The sequence below is a fragment of the Paenibacillus cucumis (ex Kampfer et al. 2016) genome (genome assembly GCF_019748695.1).
GTDB classification, from domain to species: Bacteria; Bacillota; Bacilli; order Paenibacillales; family Paenibacillaceae; genus Paenibacillus; species Paenibacillus polysaccharolyticus.
The window spans coordinates 60,998-79,913 of record NZ_JACLIC010000016.1; the positions used below are offsets into that span (position 1 = coordinate 60,998).

Sequence of the window (18,916 nt, forward strand, 5' to 3'; positions counted from 1 at the left end):
AAGGAAGTAGGAGATGGGGGTGAGAGACAGAGAGCGAACCTCTGACGGATCAGAATTCGTGGGAGTGAGTATGAATGTGGGCACAAGTAATCCTCCGAAAAACGGGGACTATTTCAGAGATCGGTACAATACATATAACCATATAGCCAGTCCACGTCGTTTCTTGATCTCTGGGCATGGGATATCAGCGTCCAGTTGTGAGATTGAAATGGGGAGTAAGGGTAGTGAGAAGCGTAATCGTGAATCCAGATGGTGGATTGTAGTCTTAGGTTTAAGCATGGCAGCTATATTGCTGGCAGGATGTTTGCGAAGAGGATTGTACCATCCGGCCGACCTGTACCCCGTTATTCTGATGACTGGTGTTGTCGTGCTATTCTCTCTTGTGGTGTATAAACGAGGCGTACTGATAAGGGGAATTGATGGCATCGCCTCCGTTCGGTCGGAATCCACTCGGCTCGGAGTCGTAGATTTAGTGCATGTAGGGTTTCCTTTGGCAATCATGGTGTGTTATGCCCTGCATGCTTGGGCAGGCTCGGTAAGTACGCAGGGCAGTATCCATGAGCTGTTGCGTTGGAGCTTGCTCGCGATGTTTGCCCTGCTCGCTGTGTTGCTGGCAGCGAGTAAGGGTGGTGTGCGCTGGCTAGCCTTTGGCTGGCAGCTGGCAGGCGGCGTGCTTGTGCTAAGCGGCATTTTAGCCGTGTGCGGTGTGCTGCCGCTGCCCTACGGGGTCATGCGGACAGCTGACCCCGAGATCAGCTCCGCCGGTGCCCGGCTCGGCGGATTGCTGCAGTACCCCAATGCGTACGGTGCCGTTGTTGGCATGTACGCATTGGAGCGGCTGACGGCCGCCGCGGGGGTGCTGGCCGGGCGAGCCGTCCCGGCACGCCGGCTCTTCGCGGCGGTGCTGCCGCTCATGCCCGCGCAAGCCGCGCTCCTGCTGAGCGAGTCGCGCGGCGCCTGGCTAGCGACCGGCTGTGCCGCGGCCGCCGCCTTCTTGCAGCAGCGCGGTGCCCGCCTGCCGCTGCTGCTGGCCTTGGCCGCGCCCCTGGCCTGCGCGGCCTGGCTCTACCGCCAGCTGGCTGCTGCCCAGCTGGCGCCTGCACCCGTGCCCGGCCTGCTGGCACTGGCCGGGGCATGGGCAGCTGCGCTGCTCGGCACGCTGCTGCTGTGCCGTCTCTGGCACAGCGGCGGCCCAGCTGGGCGCGCCACTGCTCTCGCGGCCACCGTGCTGGCGTGCATCGCCGCCGCACTGATGGCCGCAGCCTCCACCGCCGAACGTTTCGCGGCGGGTGTCGGCACAGGGGCATCCCGCCTGCAGCTGTGGCGGGATGCCCTGCGGTTATGGACCGAGGCCGCATGGCTCGGCCACGGAGGGGATACATGGCGCAACATGTTCCGCGCCATCCAGTCCTCGCCGTATGTCGGCGGCGAGGTACACAGCGGGCTGCTCGATCTAGCCCTGGATACGGGCCTGCTCGGCATCGCGCTGATTGCAGGGTGGATATTCTTCACCCTGCGCAGTATCCGCCGCTTCGCACCGCGGCTACTGCCGCCCGTGCTTGTCTTCGTCCTGCATGGAATCTTGGACTTCGACTGGAGTTATGCACTCAGCTGGATGCTCTTCATCTGGCTCGCGGCATGGGCGGTTGCGCTGAGAATAGAAGCGGGGCCAGTCTCATCGCATCAACACTGTCTTACGAATGACAGGGTTGAGACCCACATCTATGCCTACGTTTGTAGCTACATCCGTACCTGGACTCGTACTTCGTTTTCTTACGTCATATCAGGTCACGTCAAACGATATGTAGTCGTATTTATGCTTACATGCTGGCTGGGAAGTACCGTCTGGATCACAGCACGTTACGCATGGGCAGATATGCAATATCGTCACGCACTGACTGAGCCAGTGGGAACAACAGAGAGTGCCCAGTATCTTCGATCAGCACATCGTTTGAATCCAAGTCGGCCTGATTTGGCGATTTCCCTTGCGCGTACGCTGCCTCAAGCGGAGGCCGAATTCATCTTATTGAATAGTTTGTCGCATTCACCTGGTAATCCTGATCTCTATGTGGAGCTCGGCCGATTAGAAGCCAAATCCGGAGAAGGGAAGCAAGCGGGGGGATATTTTATTTCAGCCATTACCCTTAATCGTTATGATGCTATAACCCAGAGAACGGTGCTCTATTGGATGGAACAGGCGACGATGCGTGAGTTTTCAGAAGGAAAAGTCCGACAAGCCCAAAAGACTGCGGCGCTAGGAATAGAAATATATGAACGTTACAAAGAGTTGGCATCACAGGTAAATACAGAACGAATGCGTAACGATCGTCGTTTTCAATTGCATCCTTCATCTTCGTTGACAGCAGAGAATTTGCACAGAATTGCTTGGGGCGGTGAACCATAACAAGCTTGAATCTTCGTACTCGTTTCAACCCGTTGCAATCGTTAATTCATTTAATGACGAATCTGTAGATGCGGAGATCCACACTGGCTTTTCTTTCTTGAACTTTGCAGTTTCATTGTAAATGGAAAGCCCGGGCATATTGCTTTTTCTCGGCAGGTCTTGAACAGGCGGACGAGAATGCTTTCGCCGGCCTGTTCAAACTTTTCTACAGACGGTAACCACCAAAGGCATGTTTGAAAGCTTCTTTCAGCGGTTCAACCTCAACGTCCCAGAGCGCAGCAATATCTGCGCTGACTTCGTTATTCCACCATTCGCACAGTTTTTTACGATCATTGCGGTTTTCTCCGATCCAGAGCAGATTCGCAATAACTTTGGCGTAGTATTTTTCCTCGGCCTGTTTCATACGTTCTGGAGAGATATACAATTTCAACCGTTTGGATGTCCGGTATAGTTCCTTGCTGCAGGCACGACGAATGCCTCGGGCGGAGGGTAAATTTTGGCCGGATTGCTTATGCTTGACCGGGGGAGACCCGGGCGCAGATTTAAATGACACGTTCCCACACTCCTCTCCCCATACCATATGCGGAGTAGTGCCTGCGGGACACTGTCCCGTTCTCGCAAGTAGCCACGTTCAGGGGGCTGTGATAAAATAAGGACGAACATCCATGGTGCGACAGGGCACCACCATTCAGGAAAAAGAAAGAGGGTTGAGATGGACGTTATTCATAGCATTGTCAGCCAATTATTCGACTGGATTCAAAGTCTCGGATACTTTGGCATCATGCTCGGGTTAATGCTGGAGGTTATCCCAAGTGAAATTGTGCTGGCATATGGTGGTTTTCTCGTTTCTCAGCATAACATTAACTTCTTCGGTGCGATGATTTTTGGTACAGTGGGCGGAGTGCTGGCTCAGCTGTTTATTTACTGGATCGGTCGTTATGGCGGCAGACCTGTACTTGAGCGCTACGGTAAATACATATTGATCCAGAAAAAACACATCGATCATTCTGAAGAGTGGTTCCGCAAATACGGCACAGGTGTTATTTTCACTGCGCGATTTGTTCCGGTCGTAAGACATGCGATTTCGATTCCGGCTGGCATCACGAAAATGCACACAGGCAAATTCATTCTGCTGACCACACTCGCTGTTATACCTTGGACTGCATTGTTTATATATTTAGGGATGATTCTCGGAGATCAGTGGAAGCATGTAGATGAGAAAGCGGCCCCGTTTATTACGCCGATTCTGCTTGTCGCCCTTGCTCTTATGATTATTTATGTTGTTATCAAATGGATGAATGTACGTAAAAAGAGAGGAAGTGTGAAGTAATGTCCAAACCTAACTTGTCTCACAAATTCGGTAAAGGTTTGCCACCGAAGGAATTTATCGCAAGTATGACCAAAAACCAAAGTGAGTTTCAGACGAACTATGACAGCTTTGTCTGGGCAAGCGAAGAGGATCGTGAGTTTTTCGAAAGTCTGAACTATCGTGACGACCTTCGTGTACTGATTCTGGCAGCCGATTGGTGCGGTGACGTTGTGCGTAATATTCCGGTCGTATTTCAGGCGCTGGAGATTTCAGGCATTCCGACTGAAGTTCTGATTATGGAAAATCATCCGGATGTGATGGATGAATTCCTGACGATGGGTGGCCGTTCTGTGCCGATTGTGATCGTAGCAGATACAGGCGGACATGTGCTTGGTCAATGGGGGCCGCGCCCACAACACGTACAAGAGGTTATGGTCGAGTTCAAACGACTGAATCCTGATCGTGAAGCTGCAGACTACCAAGACAACATGGCCGAAGCACGCAAAGAGATTTTGAAACGTTATGGGGAAGGAACGGAGTCCCATGCAGTGGTCATTCGTGAGCTGCGTGAACTGATTTCGGGTTTTTAATTCATATGCTTAACATTCGTACATTTACGCTCGGGCCGTTGCAAACCAATGCCTACCTGTTACAGGGCGAGGACCCGGGTAAAGCTGTTATAGTTGACCCAGGCATGAATCCTGGACCGCTACTCAAGGCTATTCAGGATCTGGAGATTGAAGCGATTCTTCTGACCCATGCTCATTTCGATCATATCGGCGGTGTGGAGGAGATTCGTAAGCTGAAGAGCTGTCCCGTCTACTTGCATGATCTGGAAAGTGACTGGCTGACTACGGCCAAGTTGAACGGGTCGTTGAATTGGCCGCAAGTCACACCACCGATCACGGCGAATCCGGCAGAGTTTGCCTTGGATGAAGGTCAGAAGTTGCAATTGATTGGTCACACGTTTCAGGTATACCATACGCCAGGACATTCTCCAGGGAGTGTCAGTCTCCTTTGCGAAAATGATCTGTTTGCTGGAGATGTGTTGTTCCGCATGGGCGTAGGCAGAACGGACCTCACAGGTGGACGTGAACGCGATCTGGTGGACTCCATTCAGAATAAGTTGTATCGTTTCCCGGATGAGGTTAAGGTATATCCGGGACATGGCCCCAAAACAACGATAGGATATGAGAAACAGAATAATCCTTACGTTCCTGCCAGATAATTCGACAGAATATATGAATTAAGTCTAGACAAGTGTTAGCTTTTTCATTAGAATAGCAATTAGTTATTACAAGCGTTAAGGCATCACTTAACTAAAGCATTGAATAGAAATACCCTAACTTGCGAAGCACGCAGACTGTGGTCTATACCCGGTTTGCGTTCTTTTTTTGTTTTCAGCTTTTTTTAGCTGGATTTAGAAGAATATAAGGAATAAATATTCATAAGCGAGAGTGAGGGAGAACGATGTGGAGAAAATAAACATGTTTCAGCCGCAACAGCCAGAATACACATGTCTTGATGATCGACGACTTGAATTACATTCCGTCATGAATTCCGTTATTAAGGAAGCAGTTCATCAGAAAGCATACATACCTAATAGCAGTTTGAGTCCAATTCATAGAAATAAACATTCCCATTGGAGTGTAGGTCATCCTTATACTGACTCAGATCATTCCATTTTAAGAAAAGCAAAGCAAGGCAGCTCTGAGCAGGGGGATTCTAAATTAGATCGCACTAAACCAGACCTCAACTTTCAGCAAAATATATGGACCAGTCGTGTGTTGCAGAACGGAGCCCGTGATCAGCGATGGTTCGACAAACTGCAAGATTACCGAAATGGAGTCTGATTGCCCGGGAAATTGTCGTATTCATATTACTCCAAAATCGAAACGATAAAGTCCTTCCCAAAAAAACATTTCATTTAGCGTTGAACGTTTGAACGGAGTCTATCGTATTACCTTTAGATTGAACAGAAAGCGGGTGATCATCATGATGAGAACGGCTGAATTGGAGGAAGTGCGCAGAGCGGCAGAGGGCGATGACAGTGCACTTGCATCACTACTACAGCGACATTACTCGTTTGTTTATAAATATCTTGTGAAAGTTACGATGGATCCTAATCTGGCTGAAGAGATTGTGCAAGACACCATGATTCGCTGTATGGAAAATATTCGGCGTTATGATGGTACATCAGCGTTTTCATCATGGATGATCACCATCGGAACCCGTATCTACATTGACAGAATCAGGCGAAAAAAGAGGGAGCAGAGCTGGCTTGACCTGATTCGCCATCAGGCTATCCGTCGTTTTCGCTGGCAACTCGAAAGTCGAAACGAGGAATGGACAGATGTGATGGACGCGATGACGAGGCTAACCCCTGAGCATCGTGTTACTGTGCTGCTGAAACATTATTATGGTTATAGTTACGATGAGATCGGCGATATGCTGGGCATACCTGCCGGAACGGCAAAGTCTCGGACAGCTTATGGTCTCCGTCAATTAAGAAAGGAGTTGGAATAACATGAGCAGATCGAATGAGTCACAGGACCAGGAAATCGTGCAGCGATTACAACAGTCTATGAAAGCACTGGATGATGTCTGTGAACCTGCTGATATTCCATCCTTGGCAACACTCGAATCCCGTGTAAGGGAACAAAGACGTATCAAGCGCAGAGCCAATCTGGTTGAGATCATCTGTTTCTGGCTTGTCGCGTTGATGGTAATTACACTGGCGACGTTTTTGTTTGTTTCTTCTCCTGCCGTGTATTTGGGTATACAAGTTCTGGGCACAGTCATTGCAGTTATAGCAGCTGCATTATGGTTGGTCCGGCACCGGAAGGAGACGATGCATCATGAATAGATTGCATTATTCGTTAGAAGAGATTCCTCCGGTTTTGCTTGTATTCCTTGCGTTTCTGTTGTTGTTTCAAGGAACTTGGATTTTTCTGGACGCACGTAAACGAGGTCGTTTTCCTTGGTTATGGGGATTGTGGGGCATTACTAGTGTTCCAGGTCCACTGTTAATTTACTGGTTAGTTGTCATTCGTACAGACATGAAACGACACAGCAAGAAGTGAACATAACAGATGATATGGGAACGATCGGGTTGTCATGAGGAAAACTCCAAAAGATTTTGCACAAATATGTTGTTTAAATCTAGTATTCCTAGACATCGTTATTCTTTTCTAGTAGACTATACAAATAAATATGAATGATAGACTACCAGGAGGTTAGGCGATGCTACGATTAGGAGAGAAAGTTGTCATCGTCGCGGATGCGTTTGAGCAGAATCTTCCTGTGGGGGAATATGGATACATCATCGCTTATGACCGGAATCCGGACAATGCGTTCGATTACGTGCTTCGAGTGCCGTTGGTTAATCGGAACTTTTTTGTTCCATCCGGCGACATCGATCTGGAAGAGGTTCTGCTGAAGCAGGAAGCTGAGCGGGTCGAGCGAGAAGCGTTGATAGATTACGCCCTTGCGACACATAATGAGAAGCTGTTTCATCAACTGATGAACGGGGAGCCTCAAGCTGTGGAAGAGGAAGAAGAAACCGCGATTGATGTAATGTCTCAGGCGGATTTTATAAAGCAGGTTAATCTGCGTGCATGGATTTAAGGACTAGTATTTCAGGAGTCGGCTAATGCCGGCTCCTTTTTTGCATTTGCATTGAATTGTCGAACTAACTCACCTATAATGAGAAAAGTTATCTTGGGACTTTAGCCCGTTAAACGAACGCTTCGTTTGCAGGTTTGTCTCAGGCAAAGAACGATTGAAGGAGGCATCCGGTAATGAGTATTTCGAACAATGACGTTCAGCATGTGGCCAAGTTGGCTCGGCTCAATCTAACTGCTGAAGAAGAACAGACGCTGACAGGTCAACTGAACGCGATCTTAAAATATGCAGAGAAGCTGAACGAGCTGGACACGGACAATATTGAGCCAACAACTCACGTTTTGCATGTCAGCAACGTGATGCGTGAGGATGAAACCAAGGAAAGCCTGTCCATAGAACAGGTGATGCACAACGCACCAGATGAAGAAGATGGGCAGTTTAAAGTGCCTGCTGTGATGGAATAACGGATAATTGGAAGGAGGACAAGCACTGTGAGTTTATTTGAACAATCGTTGCCTGAGTTACATAACAAACTGCACGCCAAAGAACTATCGGTCAGTGATCTGGTCGATCAGGCGTATCAGAATATCGGCGCGCATGACGACAAAGTGAAGGCTTATTTGACACTGGACGAGGAGAACGCACGCGCACGCGCTCGTCAACTGGATGACCGACTTGTCAGTGGTGAAGAGAAAGGTTTGCTGTTTGGCTTGCCCGTGGGTATCAAAGATAATATCGTGACGAACGGACTGCGTACGACTTGCGGAAGTCAGTTCCTTCGCAATTTCGACCCGGTGTATGATGCAACGGTTGTCGAGAAGCTCAAAGCAGCGGATACCGTAACCTTGGGCAAACTGAATATGGACGAATTTGCCATGGGTGGTTCCAACGAGAACTCCAGCTTCTCACCTGTGCATAATCCATGGGCACTTGATCGTGTTCCGGGTGGTTCCTCAGGTGGTTCTGCTGCAGCGGTTGCTGCGGGAGAAGCGTACTTCACACTTGGATCAGACACGGGCGGTTCTATTCGTCAGCCTGCTTCCTATTGCGGAATTGTCGGTTTAAAGCCTACTTATGGACTGGTTTCCCGTTTTGGCTTGGTGGCCTTTGCGTCATCCCTCGACCAAATCGGTCCTTTGACCAAAAATGTAGAAGATTCTGCTTATGTATTGCAAGCCATTGCCGGTTATGATGCCAAAGATTCGACATCTGCCAAGGTGGATATCCCGGATTATTTGAGCGGACTGACAGGTGATGTCAAGGGATTGCGTATTGCCGTACCGAAGGAGTACATCGGTGAAGGCGTTGACCCGCAAGTAAAAGAGAAAGTTCTTGCCGCACTGAATGTGCTGGAAGGCCTTGGAGCGACATGGGAAGAAGTGTCTCTGCCGCATACCGAATATGCAGTAGCTACCTATTACCTGCTTGCTTCTTCTGAAGCTTCTTCCAACTTGGCTCGTTTTGACGGTGTACGTTACGGTGTGCGTGCGGACAATCCGGAGAATTTGCTGGATCTGTACCACCAGTCTAGAAGTCAGGGCTTTGGTCCGGAAGTAAAACGGCGTATTATGCTCGGAACCTATGCACTTAGCTCCGGTTACTATGATGCGTATTATTTGAAAGCTCAGAAAGTACGTACATTGATCAAACAGGACTTCGATGATGTTTTTGCCAAGTATGACGTGATTATCGGACCTACTGCACCTACAACGGCATTTAAGATGGGGTCTCAGGTAGACAATCCGCTTACGATGTACCTGAACGACATTCTGACGATTCCAGTCAGTCTGGCGGGTGTTCCAGCGGTCAGCATTCCTTGCGGATTCGCAGACGGACTGCCTGTTGGTTTGCAGATTATCGGTAAAGCTTTTGATGAAACAACCGTACTGCGCGTAGCGCATGCGTATGAACAAAATACAGCATTCCACAAGCAGCGTCCGCAGCTGTAGACTGCCCGGAACGGAGGTAATTAGAAATGTCCGCATCTAAATATGAAACGGTCGTTGGACTCGAAGTCCACGTGGAGTTGCATACCAACTCCAAAATTTTCTGTGGCTGCTCTACTGCTTTTGGAGCTCCGCCTAATACACACACCTGTCCGGTCTGTCTCGGACACCCGGGCGTATTGCCTGTGCTGAACCGTCAGGCCGTTGACTATGCGATGAAAGCCGCAATGGCTCTCAACTGCACAATCGCCGATGTCAGCAAGTTTGACCGTAAAAACTACTTCTACCCGGATTCACCTAAAGCGTATCAGATTTCACAATTTGATCAGCCGATTGGTGAGAATGGCTGGATTGATATCGAAGTCAACGGAGAAACGAAACGGATCGGTATCACGCGTCTGCATCTGGAAGAGGATGCAGGAAAGCTCACACACGTAGATGGTGGTTATGCCTCACTTGTGGACTTTAACCGTGTCGGAACTCCTCTGGTCGAGATTGTATCCGAACCCGAGATTTCTTCTCCCGAAGAAGCGCGTGCGTATTTGGAAAAACTTCGTGCGATCATGCAGTACTGTGATGTTTCTGATGTGAAGATGGAAGAGGGGTCACTTCGTTGTGATGCCAACATCAGCTTGCGTCCACATGGTCAGGAGAAACTGGGCACTCGGGCGGAGCTCAAAAATATGAACTCCTTCCGTGGTGTACAGCGCGGTCTGGAATATGAACAATATCGTCAAGCCGAGATTCTCGATGACGGCGGAGAAGTTGTTCAAGAGACACGCCGCTGGGATGAAGCTCAGGGCAAAACCTTGTCGATGCGTGGCAAAGAGCAAGCGCATGACTATCGTTACTTCCCAGACCCGGATCTGGTAAAACTGCATATTGATGCCGAATGGAAGGAACGCATCAGAGCTTCCATTCCTGAACTGCCGGATCAGCGTAAAGCCCGGTACACTGCGGATTACAGTCTGCCTAGTTATGATGCCGAGGTTATCACCTCTTCCAAAGCGATTGCAGACCTGTTTGAAGACAGTCTGAAATATACCCAGGATGCCAAATCCGTTTCCAACTGGATTATGGGTGACCTGCTTGGTTATCTTAACACCAATAACCTTGAGGTAACGCAAGTTCCGCTAACGGGGCAAGGACTCGGTGAGATGATCGGATTGCTGGAGAAAGGCACCATCAACAGCAAAATCGCTAAAACGGTATTTAAGGAAATGCTGGAGAGTGGCAAGCTTCCACAACAGATCGTTGAAGAAAAAGGACTCGTGCAAATCAGTGATGAAGGAGCGATCCTCGCCATTGTAGAGCAGGTCGTTGCGAACAATCCGCAATCTGTCGAGGATTACAAGGCTGGCAAACAAAAAGCCATCGGTTTCCTCGTAGGTCAGGTTATGAAAGAAAGTAAAGGCAAGGCGAATCCGGCCCTTGCTAATCAACTGCTCGCAGATGTATTGAACCGCTAATCCTTCCAGTGAGGTCGGACAGAAAGAGGCTCGTCCCTGTGACAGCCTCTTTTTTGGTATAAAAAATTCTGACGCACCGTGTTATTTAGGTTTTAACGGTTTATGAAGTCTGATACGGAGGAGTTGTGCTTAACCATGAGTATTCAAACATTGTCACTACGTGATGAAGATATGTTGGTCCAATTGTGGAGGTTGCAACATATGGCTTACCGATTGGAAGCAAAGATTATCGGATTTCAAGACATTCCACCTTTGCTTGATACGGTGGAAACATTACAGAACTGCGGGGAAACATTTTACGGATGTGTTGATAAGCAGGATGGAGAGTTGCTTGGCGCAGTGGCTGTGATGGAGGAAGAACGGGACACACTAACCATCACACGTATGATGGTACATCCCAGCCACTTTCGCAAAGGGATTGCCGCTTCATTAATGAAGCATGTCTTCGAACAACATCCCGATCTGCCACGTTATATCGTATGCACAGGAACGCTGAATACAGCAGCGGTGAATCTATATATGAAGTTTGGATTTAAGCCTGTCGATGCTGCAGAGATCGCACCTGGAGTGGAATTAACGACATTTCATAAGAATAAGCTTTAAGCATGTGAACAACTTAGAGGAGGAACTAGAACGTTGAGCAATCCTTGGTTTATTGATGAATGGCATATTTTGCTTCGTTTATTGCTGGCAATGCTGCTTGGTGGACTCGTCGGTCTGGAACGTGAACGTTCCAATCATGCTGCTGGACTACGAACTCATATTTTGGTTTGTCTTGGATCGGCGCTGATTATGATGCTGTCTATTTATGGTTTTAAAGATTTTGCACATGAATTAAACGTGCGGATTGATCCTGCGCGTCTGGCTACAGCAGTAATCACCGGTGTCGGTTTCTTAGGAGCAGGTACAATTCTTTTCACAGGTAAGTCCATAACGGGACTCACAACCGCAGCGTCGATATGGGTGGTTGCCGCGATAGGTCTTGCCTCAGGGGCTGGCTTCTTTTTTGCCTCCATCGTATCCACCGTACTGGTACTCTTAAATCTTTGGGTTTTTAACAAATTAGAGCTGAGGTATTTGCGCGGCAATAAGCTGCATGTCATTACCCTTCATACCTTGTCCGAACCAGGGACATTAGAGAAGGTCTCGTCTTTTATGGAACAGGAAAAGATCAGAGTTCGTAAGATTACCGTGAATGAACCAGATTTGGCTTTTGCAGAAGTTGTATCCGTTGAGCGGAAAATAGAAATTGTACTGCATGTGCAAGTGCCGCATGACTTTAAGACAATACAGATTGTCTCCAAGTTAAGACAGTGGGAACACATGACCAAAGTGTCGATTGAATAAAGGAATTCTTAACCCTCTGAGCGCTGGCATCGCAGAGGGTTTTTCTTAATATCCATTTTTATTCCAGTTACTCTTCAGGCGCTTTAGGGTACTATCTAACCAAATGCATGATGAGAGGTAACGGTCATTTTTTGGAGAAAGGAGCATGTTATGAAGAAAGGGAAGGGCCATACAGATCGCGCAAGAAGAGGAAAGACTAGGAAACCCAAGAAGGTGCGGAATAAAACACATAAGTTTATTGCGGGGCTTTTAAGTGCCATTGTTCCGGGCTTGGGACATATTTATTTACGTCTGTACATGCGCGGATTGACTTTTATTTTGCTTGTTTTGCTTGATTTGTCCGCTCTGTTATACTTCTCGTCCATCGGCATACAGATCAATGTACCTCTACTGATCTTGCTGGCTCTTTGTATTCCGGTGATTTATTTCTACAACGTATATGACGTATTGCAATCAGCTGATTGGGTTATGCTGCGCAGGCGACGGGCTGTAACGCAAGGCAATATGGACAAGCGGCTAGTTGGCGAACGATCTGAGCGGGATCGAATGATGGTGTGGGAACGTGGCATTTCGTTTGGCCTTCTGTTAATTGTGGGAGGTTCACTGATGGTGCTATTCTTCCGTAAACCACGCTGGTTTCAAGATCTGATTGCCATGTATGGCGGATATTCTTTTGCTATTCTGTTGATCGTAGGTGGCTTATTACTATTCGGCCGGGAATTTTGGGTTATGTTACGTAAGAAGAAATCATAGGGTACGGATGTGGACGGAAGGAGGGAAAAGAATGAACCGCAAAATCAGGGTAGGACGTTTTACGGCTGCTGCTCTAATAGCTACTGTTGGTGTACTGTTCATAATGGATAAACAGTGGGGCACAGACTACCTCTACGAATTCGTGGATTGGTGGCCATTTTTGCTTGTGGCTCTGGGTGTGGAATGGATTGTATTGTTCCTGTGGACACGCATGAGAAGTAAACGAGATTTAGATCGTTTGTCCACGCCCGATGAGCGCCCAAAAGCACGTTTTAGACCGGATGCCAAAGGCATTCTGGCCTCTTTGATTCTAACCGCTTCTGTATTTATTGTGACAGAACAAGATCACTACATGCATCTGTGGAACCGCGTCAGTCTTAATCTGGGAGCTGCCTCAATGGACTACAGTCAGGCTGCAGGTTATAAGGAAGATAAGGTCACGATCGGAGTTCCTGTCCGTATGGATACTTCGGATATCGTGGTCGAAGGTGTGAACGGAGATATAACAATCCAGCGGGGAGATACGGATGAGATTAAAGTGAATACCGTTGTCTGGGTCGACCAAGCATCTGAAGTCCAGGCCAAGGCAGTAGCCGCGGCTTCTTTTGTAGAAGCGGAAGGGGATAAGGTCATTCATATTAAAGCGACAGGTAAGGCGTATGGTGAAAATGAAAAAACGCAACCACGCATGAATATGACGATCACCATTCCAGACGACCGCCGTTTCAATCTGGATATCCGCACATCGAATGGTGCCATTTTGTTAAACCGTCCTGAAGCCATCAAGACCATTCTTGCCGAGACAGGCAATGGACGAATTCGGATTACGAATGCGGTTGGCGATATCTCGGGGAAAACGCTCAACGGGGACGTAATCGTAGCGAACGCTATAGGCAACGTGGACATGGATAGCAACCGTGGCGATATGAAAGCACGTGGTGTTTCGGGAGATGTAGATTTAACCACGCAAGTGGGAAATGTCAGCATTACAGACTCTTTTGGCGAGTTTTCAGCTGAAACCCGGAATGGCAATATTACACTGGATGGTGCTAATCTGGGCGTGAAAGCTCAGTCTCTGAATGGCAGTATTAACATTGTTTCCGCTAAAGTCGGTGGAGATTGGGATGTATATAGTGCAGTGGGAGCCATTAACGTTGTGATCCCTGAACGTGGTGATTATAGTCTGTCGGGCTCCAGCAGTTACGGTGATTTGAAGACGGATATGCCGTTCAACGTCAAAAACAAAACGATTGAAGGACAACTGGGTGAGGGAGAATACAGAATCAAAATTGAAGGAAATAGTGATCTGACGGTAGAACGTAATCCGGCAGTTTCTACACCGGAATCCATATTGCAAGAGTCTGTGGAAACAAATGGGGAAGGACAGCAGACGACAGGTGAAGGTCAGAATTCCCAAGAGGATACGACCAAAGTTCCTGCATCGCCGCGTTGACAATAAACTTGCAATCGCCGTACAATAAATGTACACTGGCAAGGTTACATGACGTCAAAGAGCGTTTGTCGTTGTGTACAGCCGGGAAATTATACTCTGTATGACAGCGAAGATTCATTTTTTCAAACAGAGAATGAAAGGTAAGGCGGTGGGCTTTATGGCAACACGTGTCCAACATGCGTTGGAGCAGCTCAAAACGACCGGTGTCCGTATTACACCCCAGCGTCATGCCATATTAAACTATTTGATGGAATCGATGGGGCATCCGACAGCCGATGAGATTTACAAGGCACTTGAACCCCAATTCCCTAGTATGAGCGTGGCGACCGTATATAACAATTTGAAAATGTTTCTGGAAGCCGGTATGGTTCGGGAACTGACTTACGGAGATAATTCAAGCCGTTTTGATGCCAATGTAACGGATCATTATCATGTGATATGTGACCAGTGTGGCAAGATTGAAGACTTCAGTTATCCATCGTTAAAGAGTGTGGAGCTTCAGGCTGAGTCAAGCACGGGATTTGAGGTACATGGTCACCGATTGGAAGTATATGGTGTGTGCAAAAGTTGCAGGCATCAATAGAGATGATTTACAATATTAACGTGTGGAATTCAGTATGGATTCTTCACGTTTTTTATTTATACAGAGTTCTGAGAAAAACATCCATGTGAATATATCCATGATTTTTGGGATGTTTACCATCATCTATGGAATTAACGGAGGTAGTCGTTTGGGTAGAAAAAGCAAATATACACGTCATAAACGACGTTCATTTTGGCCAGGGTTACTTGGTGCATGTTTGGTGGCAGGTGGTGCCTATTGGCTTATTACCAGCGTATGGTTGAATAAGGTCTATGAGGACCCGGATTGGCTCGGGAGAAATCAGCCTATTTTTGTAGATGGACAGCTTATGGATGAGGATGCTTCCGGCACAGGTGGTCAGCTTAAACTGCCCGTGAAAGTGTTGCAAGAAACAATAGATCCGGGAATACGATACGAACCTGACTCGGGGGATATCATTATCGCTTCTCCGCAGAGAGTGTTGCATATGAAAGAGGGCAGTACCCAGGCTGAACTGAATCATCAAAATTATCCGCTGAAAGTAAAGCCGGAGGTAAAGTCTAATGAGGCGTATATTCCCCTTCAACCGTTAAAGGAGGTGTACGGGCTGACCGTTCAGGAAGATCCGACAACAGGAGCCGTTATTTTGATGCGCGGTGGAGATATGATCCAATATGCAACGATTGATACGTTGTCATCCAAAGAAGATCAGACCGTTCCTCTGTATAAGAGCGGAGAAGAGTCGTCCCCCATTCTCACGGATATGAAGCAGAATGTAAGAGTGCGGGTGTGGCAGACTGGAACAGATCAGAGCTTTGTGCAGATGGATAACGGTTATGCCGGTTATGTAGATAATGATCATCTTGTTCTAGGTGAGAAAAAGACGCTGGACATACCGAAGTTTACACCTACTGCGGCGGAGAAAAAGTGGAAAAACAAACCGGTGAATCTGGTATGGGAGGCTGTCTACAATCGTCAGCCTGACGTAAGCTCTATTGGCAAGATGCCTGGGGTAAACGTAGTGAGCCCGACATGGTTCCATATTACGGATGGCAATGGCTCAGTGAAAAGCAAAGGAGACCAAGCCTATGTGAACTGGGCGAAGCGTTCAGGGATGGAAGTATGGGGATTGATGGATAACAGTTTCGATCCAGACATCACGAAGGAGGCACTGTCTACCTACGCCAAACGTACACACATCATTGAACAAATGCTGGACTATGCTAAAACGTTCCGGCTGGATGGTATTAATATCGACTTTGAAAATGTATATACCAAAGATGGAACGAATGTTACCCAGTTTGTACGTGAAATGAAGGCGATGGCTCGTATTCACGGCCTGATGTTATCGGTGGATGTTACGCCAAAATCAAATAGTGAAATGTGGTCTGCGTTTTTGGATCGTCGTGGATTAGGAGCTTTTGCCGATTATATTGTCGTGATGGCGTATGACGAGCACTGGGCAGCCAGTCCAAAAGCAGGTTCTGTTGCCTCACTGCCATGGACCGAGTCCTCGATGCGCCGCATACTGGAAGAAGATGAAGTGCCTTCAGACAAGCTGATTATGGCCGTTCCTTTATATACACGGATTTGGACTGAAAAAGCGAATGAGCAGGGAGAGATCAAAGTTTCCTCCAAAGCGGTAGGTATGAATTCCGTGCAGGAGTTAATTAAAGAGAAGAAACTCAAGCCTGTTCTGGATCAAGCAAGCGGACAAAACTATGTAGAGTATAAGGAAGATGGCGCTGTCAAAAAAATCTGGATCGAAGATGCAGTATCCTTACAAGCAAGGGTAGATCTTATTTCTTCGTTGAAACTGGGCGGAGTAGCTGCATGGAATAGAAGCTTTGCTAATACATCGGCATGGGAAACACTCAAAGAGGCTGGTTATTCTAAATAAATTAGAATAAATCGAACTTATTATTCTCATCATTTTCCATATCCAAAAAGACCCGGTAAAGATACCGGGTCTTTTTGTTGGGACGACTACTGTTTCAGAACGTGTTAACAACAGATACACCTGCAACTCTATGCACTACAAACCGCGCTGGATACCGTTTACCCACCTTGTAGGTTGAGTACAGAGTTTAAGAGTGTACGGTGAAGGTTTATGGACAAAATGCATTAATGGGATTTTGGCGCCTGTGAGTTACTTGTAAGGCGCGGCTGGTGGAGTAGCTGGTTCCACAGGTGGACTCATCGTATTGGCTTTGTTCGGGTCCATCGTTAGAATCGTATGACAGAACATGCAACGATCTGTTTTACCCAGCATCTTCGTTAACTTGCCGCATTCTGGACAATCGACCTGCACAGCACTGGTTGAGAGCATGCCTGCCCAGAAATAAATGATCAAACTGCCCAGCATGGCAACAAGCCCGATTACAAGACCGACCGCTGCGATGACCTTTCCGGCATGTCCCCAGAATACAATTCCGGCTGTGCCGAGTATCATTAGGCCCATTCCTAGCATGGTTAACAGTAATCCCCAAGTGCGAAAAGCATTAATTTTTGCTGATTTAAAAATCATAAAAAATGCTCCTATCGTATGAGTAGTATCGGACCTGAAAAAGAAGGAAACTTTGTATATCATGTCGAATTACATTATAACTGACTTGGCGCTAAACTGCCATGAATTGTATAAATTGTATGGAGGGAATCGTGGAATTAAAGAACCTTGCTTTTTTGTCCGAGCAGTCGGAAGAGACAGGGGCAGTTGGGGCTATCGCTTATTCCCACCCGGGAGAGCGATTCCACGGCTCTCTGATCCAGGATTTTGACTTGATGGTACTGATCGTGCATAACACAGATCAATCGATGTCAACGGTCGAACATTACAGATACGGAGATCTTCGTTATCAGTTGATCTATGTCAGCCAGTCTGATTTACAGATTACTGCGGTTACGGGAGAACATGATAATCTCATGCAATGCCTGATTGATGGGGAGATTATCTGGGAAACGGGCAACCAGATTAGCGATTTGAGAGAAGAGTTATCTTCGTTCGGGAACGAGTTGCGTGAGCAAAAACTGTTTCACGAGTTCACCAGTTTTCTAAGGATGTACGTTGAGGCGAAGCGTCATATCCAGCAGGGGCATGTTGTGGATGCCTATTACAATGCATTGGAGGCACTGGGAAGTTGGGCAAGGATTGTGCTTATTGAACAGGGGATCTACCCTGATCATGCCGTCTGGACTCATGTGCAGCAATTAGATCGTGCATTATGGAAGCTGTATCAGGAACTGACTGTAAGTTCTGAGACTTTGGAACAGCGCGTGGAGCTTGTATTGCTCGCTTGTGAGTTTTCTGTCATGTCGAAAATGGGAGAATGCTCTGAACTTCTGCTCCGTGTGATTAGAAGCCGAAAAGAGCCATGGAGTATTAATGAACTGGTTCATCATCCTCAATTAAGATTTGTTCGCAAGGACCTGCCGTTGGTACTTCGAAAACTTGTGTTTCGTTCTATAGTTAAAGAATCAGCTGGATGGCCCTCACTAGAAGGGGAAGGCCGGGAAATTCGCTATTGGATCGAGAGTTGATTGATTCTATCAATGAGATAATGTGAAATGGTTTATAAAGGAGGGGGAACCTTCCTTTTTTGTTTGTTTAATAATTTATATGTTTAGGTGTTGACTCTGATCTGGAGATTATGGTACATTATATTTCGTTCCCCAAATGAGTGAATCATCATAAAATGACAAATTCAGTTGAGGAAAAGTGAAGAACATAAAGTGTTAGAAAAGAAATTCAAAAAAAGTTCTTGACGAAAACAAACGAAATGTGTTACATTATTCAAGTCGCCGCCGAAACTTGGTGAGGACGAGGAAGTAAGTAAAACAATCGTGTTTGATCTTTGAAAACTGAACAACGAGTGAGTAAACATTCTGCTTGCAGAATGATGTGAAAGTTTTTGGTACATGCCATCTGGCTGTATGAAAACTGGAACACAAATGAGATTTTTAATCTCGTCAGATTCAAAATGAGCTTATCGCTCTTTTCAATACCCCGATGAGTTTCAGAGCGTTTAACGACGCTGACGAAATTCATCTTT

The 18,916-nt window shown here is 47.2% G+C and carries 22 protein-coding genes; 19 read left to right on the top strand and 3 right to left on the bottom strand.

What is annotated here, in order from left to right:
• Window positions 1-277: 277 nt before the first annotated feature.
• Entirely contained in the window at window positions 278-2,404 is a 2,127-nt protein-coding gene (locus H7T88_RS10130) for an O-antigen ligase family protein (RefSeq protein ID WP_221788314.1), read from the top strand.
• A gap of 205 nt (window positions 2,405-2,609) precedes the next feature.
• Here the strand turns inward: H7T88_RS10130 and H7T88_RS10135 are convergent, their stop codons facing one another.
• Window positions 2,610-2,957 carry a dehydrogenase gene (locus H7T88_RS10135; protein ID WP_221788315.1) on the bottom strand — a complete coding sequence of 116 codons (348 nt, stop codon included), beginning with the start codon at window positions 2,955-2,957 and terminating at the stop codon, window positions 2,610-2,612.
• A gap of 159 nt (window positions 2,958-3,116) precedes the next feature.
• On the opposite strand from H7T88_RS10135, the gene uptA reads away from it, so the two are divergent.
• From uptA to H7T88_RS10220, 17 genes are all read left to right on the top strand, one after another.
• On the top strand, window positions 3,117-3,734 hold the full coding sequence (gene uptA / locus H7T88_RS10140; protein ID WP_090924497.1) for an undecaprenyl phosphate transporter UptA: 618 nt from the start codon (window positions 3,117-3,119) through the stop codon (window positions 3,732-3,734).
• Entirely contained in the window at window positions 3,734-4,303 is a 570-nt protein-coding gene (locus H7T88_RS10145) for a thioredoxin family protein (protein WP_090924498.1), read from the top strand. The genes uptA and H7T88_RS10145 overlap by 1 nt, the downstream gene beginning before the upstream one ends.
• 5 nt (window positions 4,304-4,308) lie before the next feature.
• On the top strand, window positions 4,309-4,941 hold the full coding sequence (locus H7T88_RS10150) for an MBL fold metallo-hydrolase (protein WP_221788316.1): 633 nt from the start codon (window positions 4,309-4,311) through the stop codon (window positions 4,939-4,941).
• A 259-nt stretch (window positions 4,942-5,200) separates the two neighbouring features.
• Entirely contained in the window at window positions 5,201-5,566 is a 366-nt protein-coding gene (locus tag H7T88_RS10155) for a hypothetical protein (RefSeq protein WP_221788318.1), read from the top strand.
• Between the two features lie 142 nt (window positions 5,567-5,708).
• Window positions 5,709-6,239 (top strand): RNA polymerase sigma factor SigY, encoded by a 531-nt coding sequence (gene sigY, locus H7T88_RS10160; protein WP_312027603.1) that lies wholly within the window; start codon window positions 5,709-5,711, stop codon window positions 6,237-6,239.
• Between the two features lies 1 nt (window position 6,240).
• Entirely contained in the window at window positions 6,241-6,579 is a 339-nt protein-coding gene (locus tag H7T88_RS10165) for a YxlC family protein (RefSeq protein WP_221788319.1), read from the top strand.
• Window positions 6,572-6,796 carry a sigmaY antisigma factor component gene (locus H7T88_RS10170; protein ID WP_221788322.1) on the top strand — a complete coding sequence of 75 codons (225 nt, stop codon included), beginning with the start codon at window positions 6,572-6,574 and terminating at the stop codon, window positions 6,794-6,796. The genes H7T88_RS10165 and H7T88_RS10170 overlap by 8 nt, the downstream gene beginning before the upstream one ends.
• A gap of 160 nt (window positions 6,797-6,956) precedes the next feature.
• On the top strand, window positions 6,957-7,340 hold the full coding sequence (locus H7T88_RS10175) for an ATPase (RefSeq protein ID WP_090924503.1): 384 nt from the start codon (window positions 6,957-6,959) through the stop codon (window positions 7,338-7,340).
• A gap of 173 nt (window positions 7,341-7,513) precedes the next feature.
• Window positions 7,514-7,801 (top strand): Asp-tRNA(Asn)/Glu-tRNA(Gln) amidotransferase subunit GatC, encoded by a 288-nt coding sequence (gene gatC / locus H7T88_RS10180; RefSeq protein ID WP_090924504.1) that lies wholly within the window; start codon window positions 7,514-7,516, stop codon window positions 7,799-7,801.
• A gap of 27 nt (window positions 7,802-7,828) precedes the next feature.
• Window positions 7,829-9,286, top strand: coding sequence for an Asp-tRNA(Asn)/Glu-tRNA(Gln) amidotransferase subunit GatA (gatA, locus tag H7T88_RS10185; RefSeq protein ID WP_154985137.1), 1,458 nt, complete (start codon window positions 7,829-7,831; stop codon window positions 9,284-9,286).
• A gap of 26 nt (window positions 9,287-9,312) precedes the next feature.
• Window positions 9,313-10,752, top strand: a complete 1,440-nt coding sequence (gene gatB / locus H7T88_RS10190) for an Asp-tRNA(Asn)/Glu-tRNA(Gln) amidotransferase subunit GatB (protein WP_154891712.1) — start codon at window positions 9,313-9,315, stop codon at window positions 10,750-10,752.
• A gap of 135 nt (window positions 10,753-10,887) precedes the next feature.
• Complete coding sequence (locus H7T88_RS10195) at window positions 10,888-11,355, top strand: GNAT family N-acetyltransferase (RefSeq protein WP_221788323.1); 468 nt, start codon at window positions 10,888-10,890, stop codon at window positions 11,353-11,355.
• A gap of 33 nt (window positions 11,356-11,388) precedes the next feature.
• Window positions 11,389-12,099, top strand: a complete 711-nt coding sequence (locus H7T88_RS10200) for an MgtC/SapB family protein (protein WP_090924508.1) — start codon at window positions 11,389-11,391, stop codon at window positions 12,097-12,099.
• A 213-nt stretch (window positions 12,100-12,312) separates the two neighbouring features.
• Window positions 12,313-12,852 carry a hypothetical protein gene (locus tag H7T88_RS10205; RefSeq protein WP_221788324.1) on the top strand — a complete coding sequence of 180 codons (540 nt, stop codon included), beginning with the start codon at window positions 12,313-12,315 and terminating at the stop codon, window positions 12,850-12,852.
• Between the two features lie 31 nt (window positions 12,853-12,883).
• Window positions 12,884-14,305: a DUF4097 family beta strand repeat-containing protein gene (locus tag H7T88_RS10210; protein WP_221788325.1), complete on the top strand. Its 1,422-nt coding sequence runs from the start codon at window positions 12,884-12,886 to the stop codon at window positions 14,303-14,305.
• Between the two features lie 157 nt (window positions 14,306-14,462).
• Window positions 14,463-14,888, top strand: a complete 426-nt coding sequence (gene perR, locus H7T88_RS10215) for a peroxide-responsive transcriptional repressor PerR (RefSeq protein ID WP_090924521.1) — start codon at window positions 14,463-14,465, stop codon at window positions 14,886-14,888.
• Between the two features lie 148 nt (window positions 14,889-15,036).
• Window positions 15,037-16,767 carry a glycosyl hydrolase family 18 protein gene (locus H7T88_RS10220; RefSeq protein WP_221788326.1) on the top strand — a complete coding sequence of 577 codons (1,731 nt, stop codon included), beginning with the start codon at window positions 15,037-15,039 and terminating at the stop codon, window positions 16,765-16,767.
• 249 nt (window positions 16,768-17,016) lie between these two features.
• On the opposite strand, the gene H7T88_RS10225 is transcribed toward H7T88_RS10220, so the two are convergent.
• Entirely contained in the window at window positions 17,017-17,394 is a 378-nt protein-coding gene (locus H7T88_RS10225; protein ID WP_221788327.1) for a DUF2614 family zinc ribbon-containing protein, read from the bottom strand.
• 131 nt (window positions 17,395-17,525) lie between these two features.
• Here H7T88_RS10225 and H7T88_RS10230 point away from each other — a divergent pair, with 131 nt between their 5' ends.
• Window positions 17,526-18,404, top strand: coding sequence for a nucleotidyltransferase-like protein (locus H7T88_RS10230; RefSeq protein WP_167375848.1), 879 nt, complete (start codon window positions 17,526-17,528; stop codon window positions 18,402-18,404).
• 253 nt (window positions 18,405-18,657) lie between these two features.
• On the opposite strand, the gene H7T88_RS10235 is transcribed toward H7T88_RS10230, so the two are convergent.
• The coding region (locus H7T88_RS10235; protein WP_221788328.1) for a hypothetical protein at window positions 18,658-18,916 on the bottom strand (259 nt) is incomplete at its 5' end.

Excerpts from the sequence above, each read along its gene's own strand:
- H7T88_RS10210 (WP_221788325.1), top strand. The coding sequence starts at position 12,884 with ATGAACCGCAAAATCAGGGTAGGACGTTTTACGGCTGCTGCTCTAATA.
- H7T88_RS10165 (WP_221788319.1), top strand. The coding sequence starts at position 6,241 with ATGAGCAGATCGAATGAGTCACAGGACCAGGAAATCGTGCAGCGATTA.
- gatB (WP_154891712.1), top strand. The coding sequence starts at position 9,313 with ATGTCCGCATCTAAATATGAAACGGTCGTTGGACTCGAAGTCCACGTG.
- H7T88_RS10150 (WP_221788316.1), top strand. The coding sequence starts at position 4,309 with ATGCTTAACATTCGTACATTTACGCTCGGGCCGTTGCAAACCAATGCC.
- H7T88_RS10170 (WP_221788322.1), top strand. The coding sequence starts at position 6,572 with ATGAATAGATTGCATTATTCGTTAGAAGAGATTCCTCCGGTTTTGCTT.
- H7T88_RS10130 (WP_221788314.1), top strand. The coding sequence starts at position 278 with ATGGCAGCTATATTGCTGGCAGGATGTTTGCGAAGAGGATTGTACCAT.
- uptA (WP_090924497.1), top strand. The coding sequence starts at position 3,117 with ATGGACGTTATTCATAGCATTGTCAGCCAATTATTCGACTGGATTCAA.
- H7T88_RS10145 (WP_090924498.1), top strand. The coding sequence starts at position 3,734 with ATGTCCAAACCTAACTTGTCTCACAAATTCGGTAAAGGTTTGCCACCG.
- perR (WP_090924521.1), top strand. The coding sequence starts at position 14,463 with ATGGCAACACGTGTCCAACATGCGTTGGAGCAGCTCAAAACGACCGGT.
- gatC (WP_090924504.1), top strand. The coding sequence starts at position 7,514 with ATGAGTATTTCGAACAATGACGTTCAGCATGTGGCCAAGTTGGCTCGG.
- sigY (WP_312027603.1), top strand. The coding sequence starts at position 5,709 with ATGATGAGAACGGCTGAATTGGAGGAAGTGCGCAGAGCGGCAGAGGGC.
- H7T88_RS10195 (WP_221788323.1), top strand. The coding sequence starts at position 10,888 with ATGAGTATTCAAACATTGTCACTACGTGATGAAGATATGTTGGTCCAA.
- H7T88_RS10175 (WP_090924503.1), top strand. The coding sequence starts at position 6,957 with ATGCTACGATTAGGAGAGAAAGTTGTCATCGTCGCGGATGCGTTTGAG.
- H7T88_RS10155 (WP_221788318.1), top strand. The coding sequence starts at position 5,201 with ATGTTTCAGCCGCAACAGCCAGAATACACATGTCTTGATGATCGACGA.
- H7T88_RS10225 (WP_221788327.1), bottom strand. The coding sequence starts at position 17,394 with ATGATTTTTAAATCAGCAAAAATTAATGCTTTTCGCACTTGGGGATTA.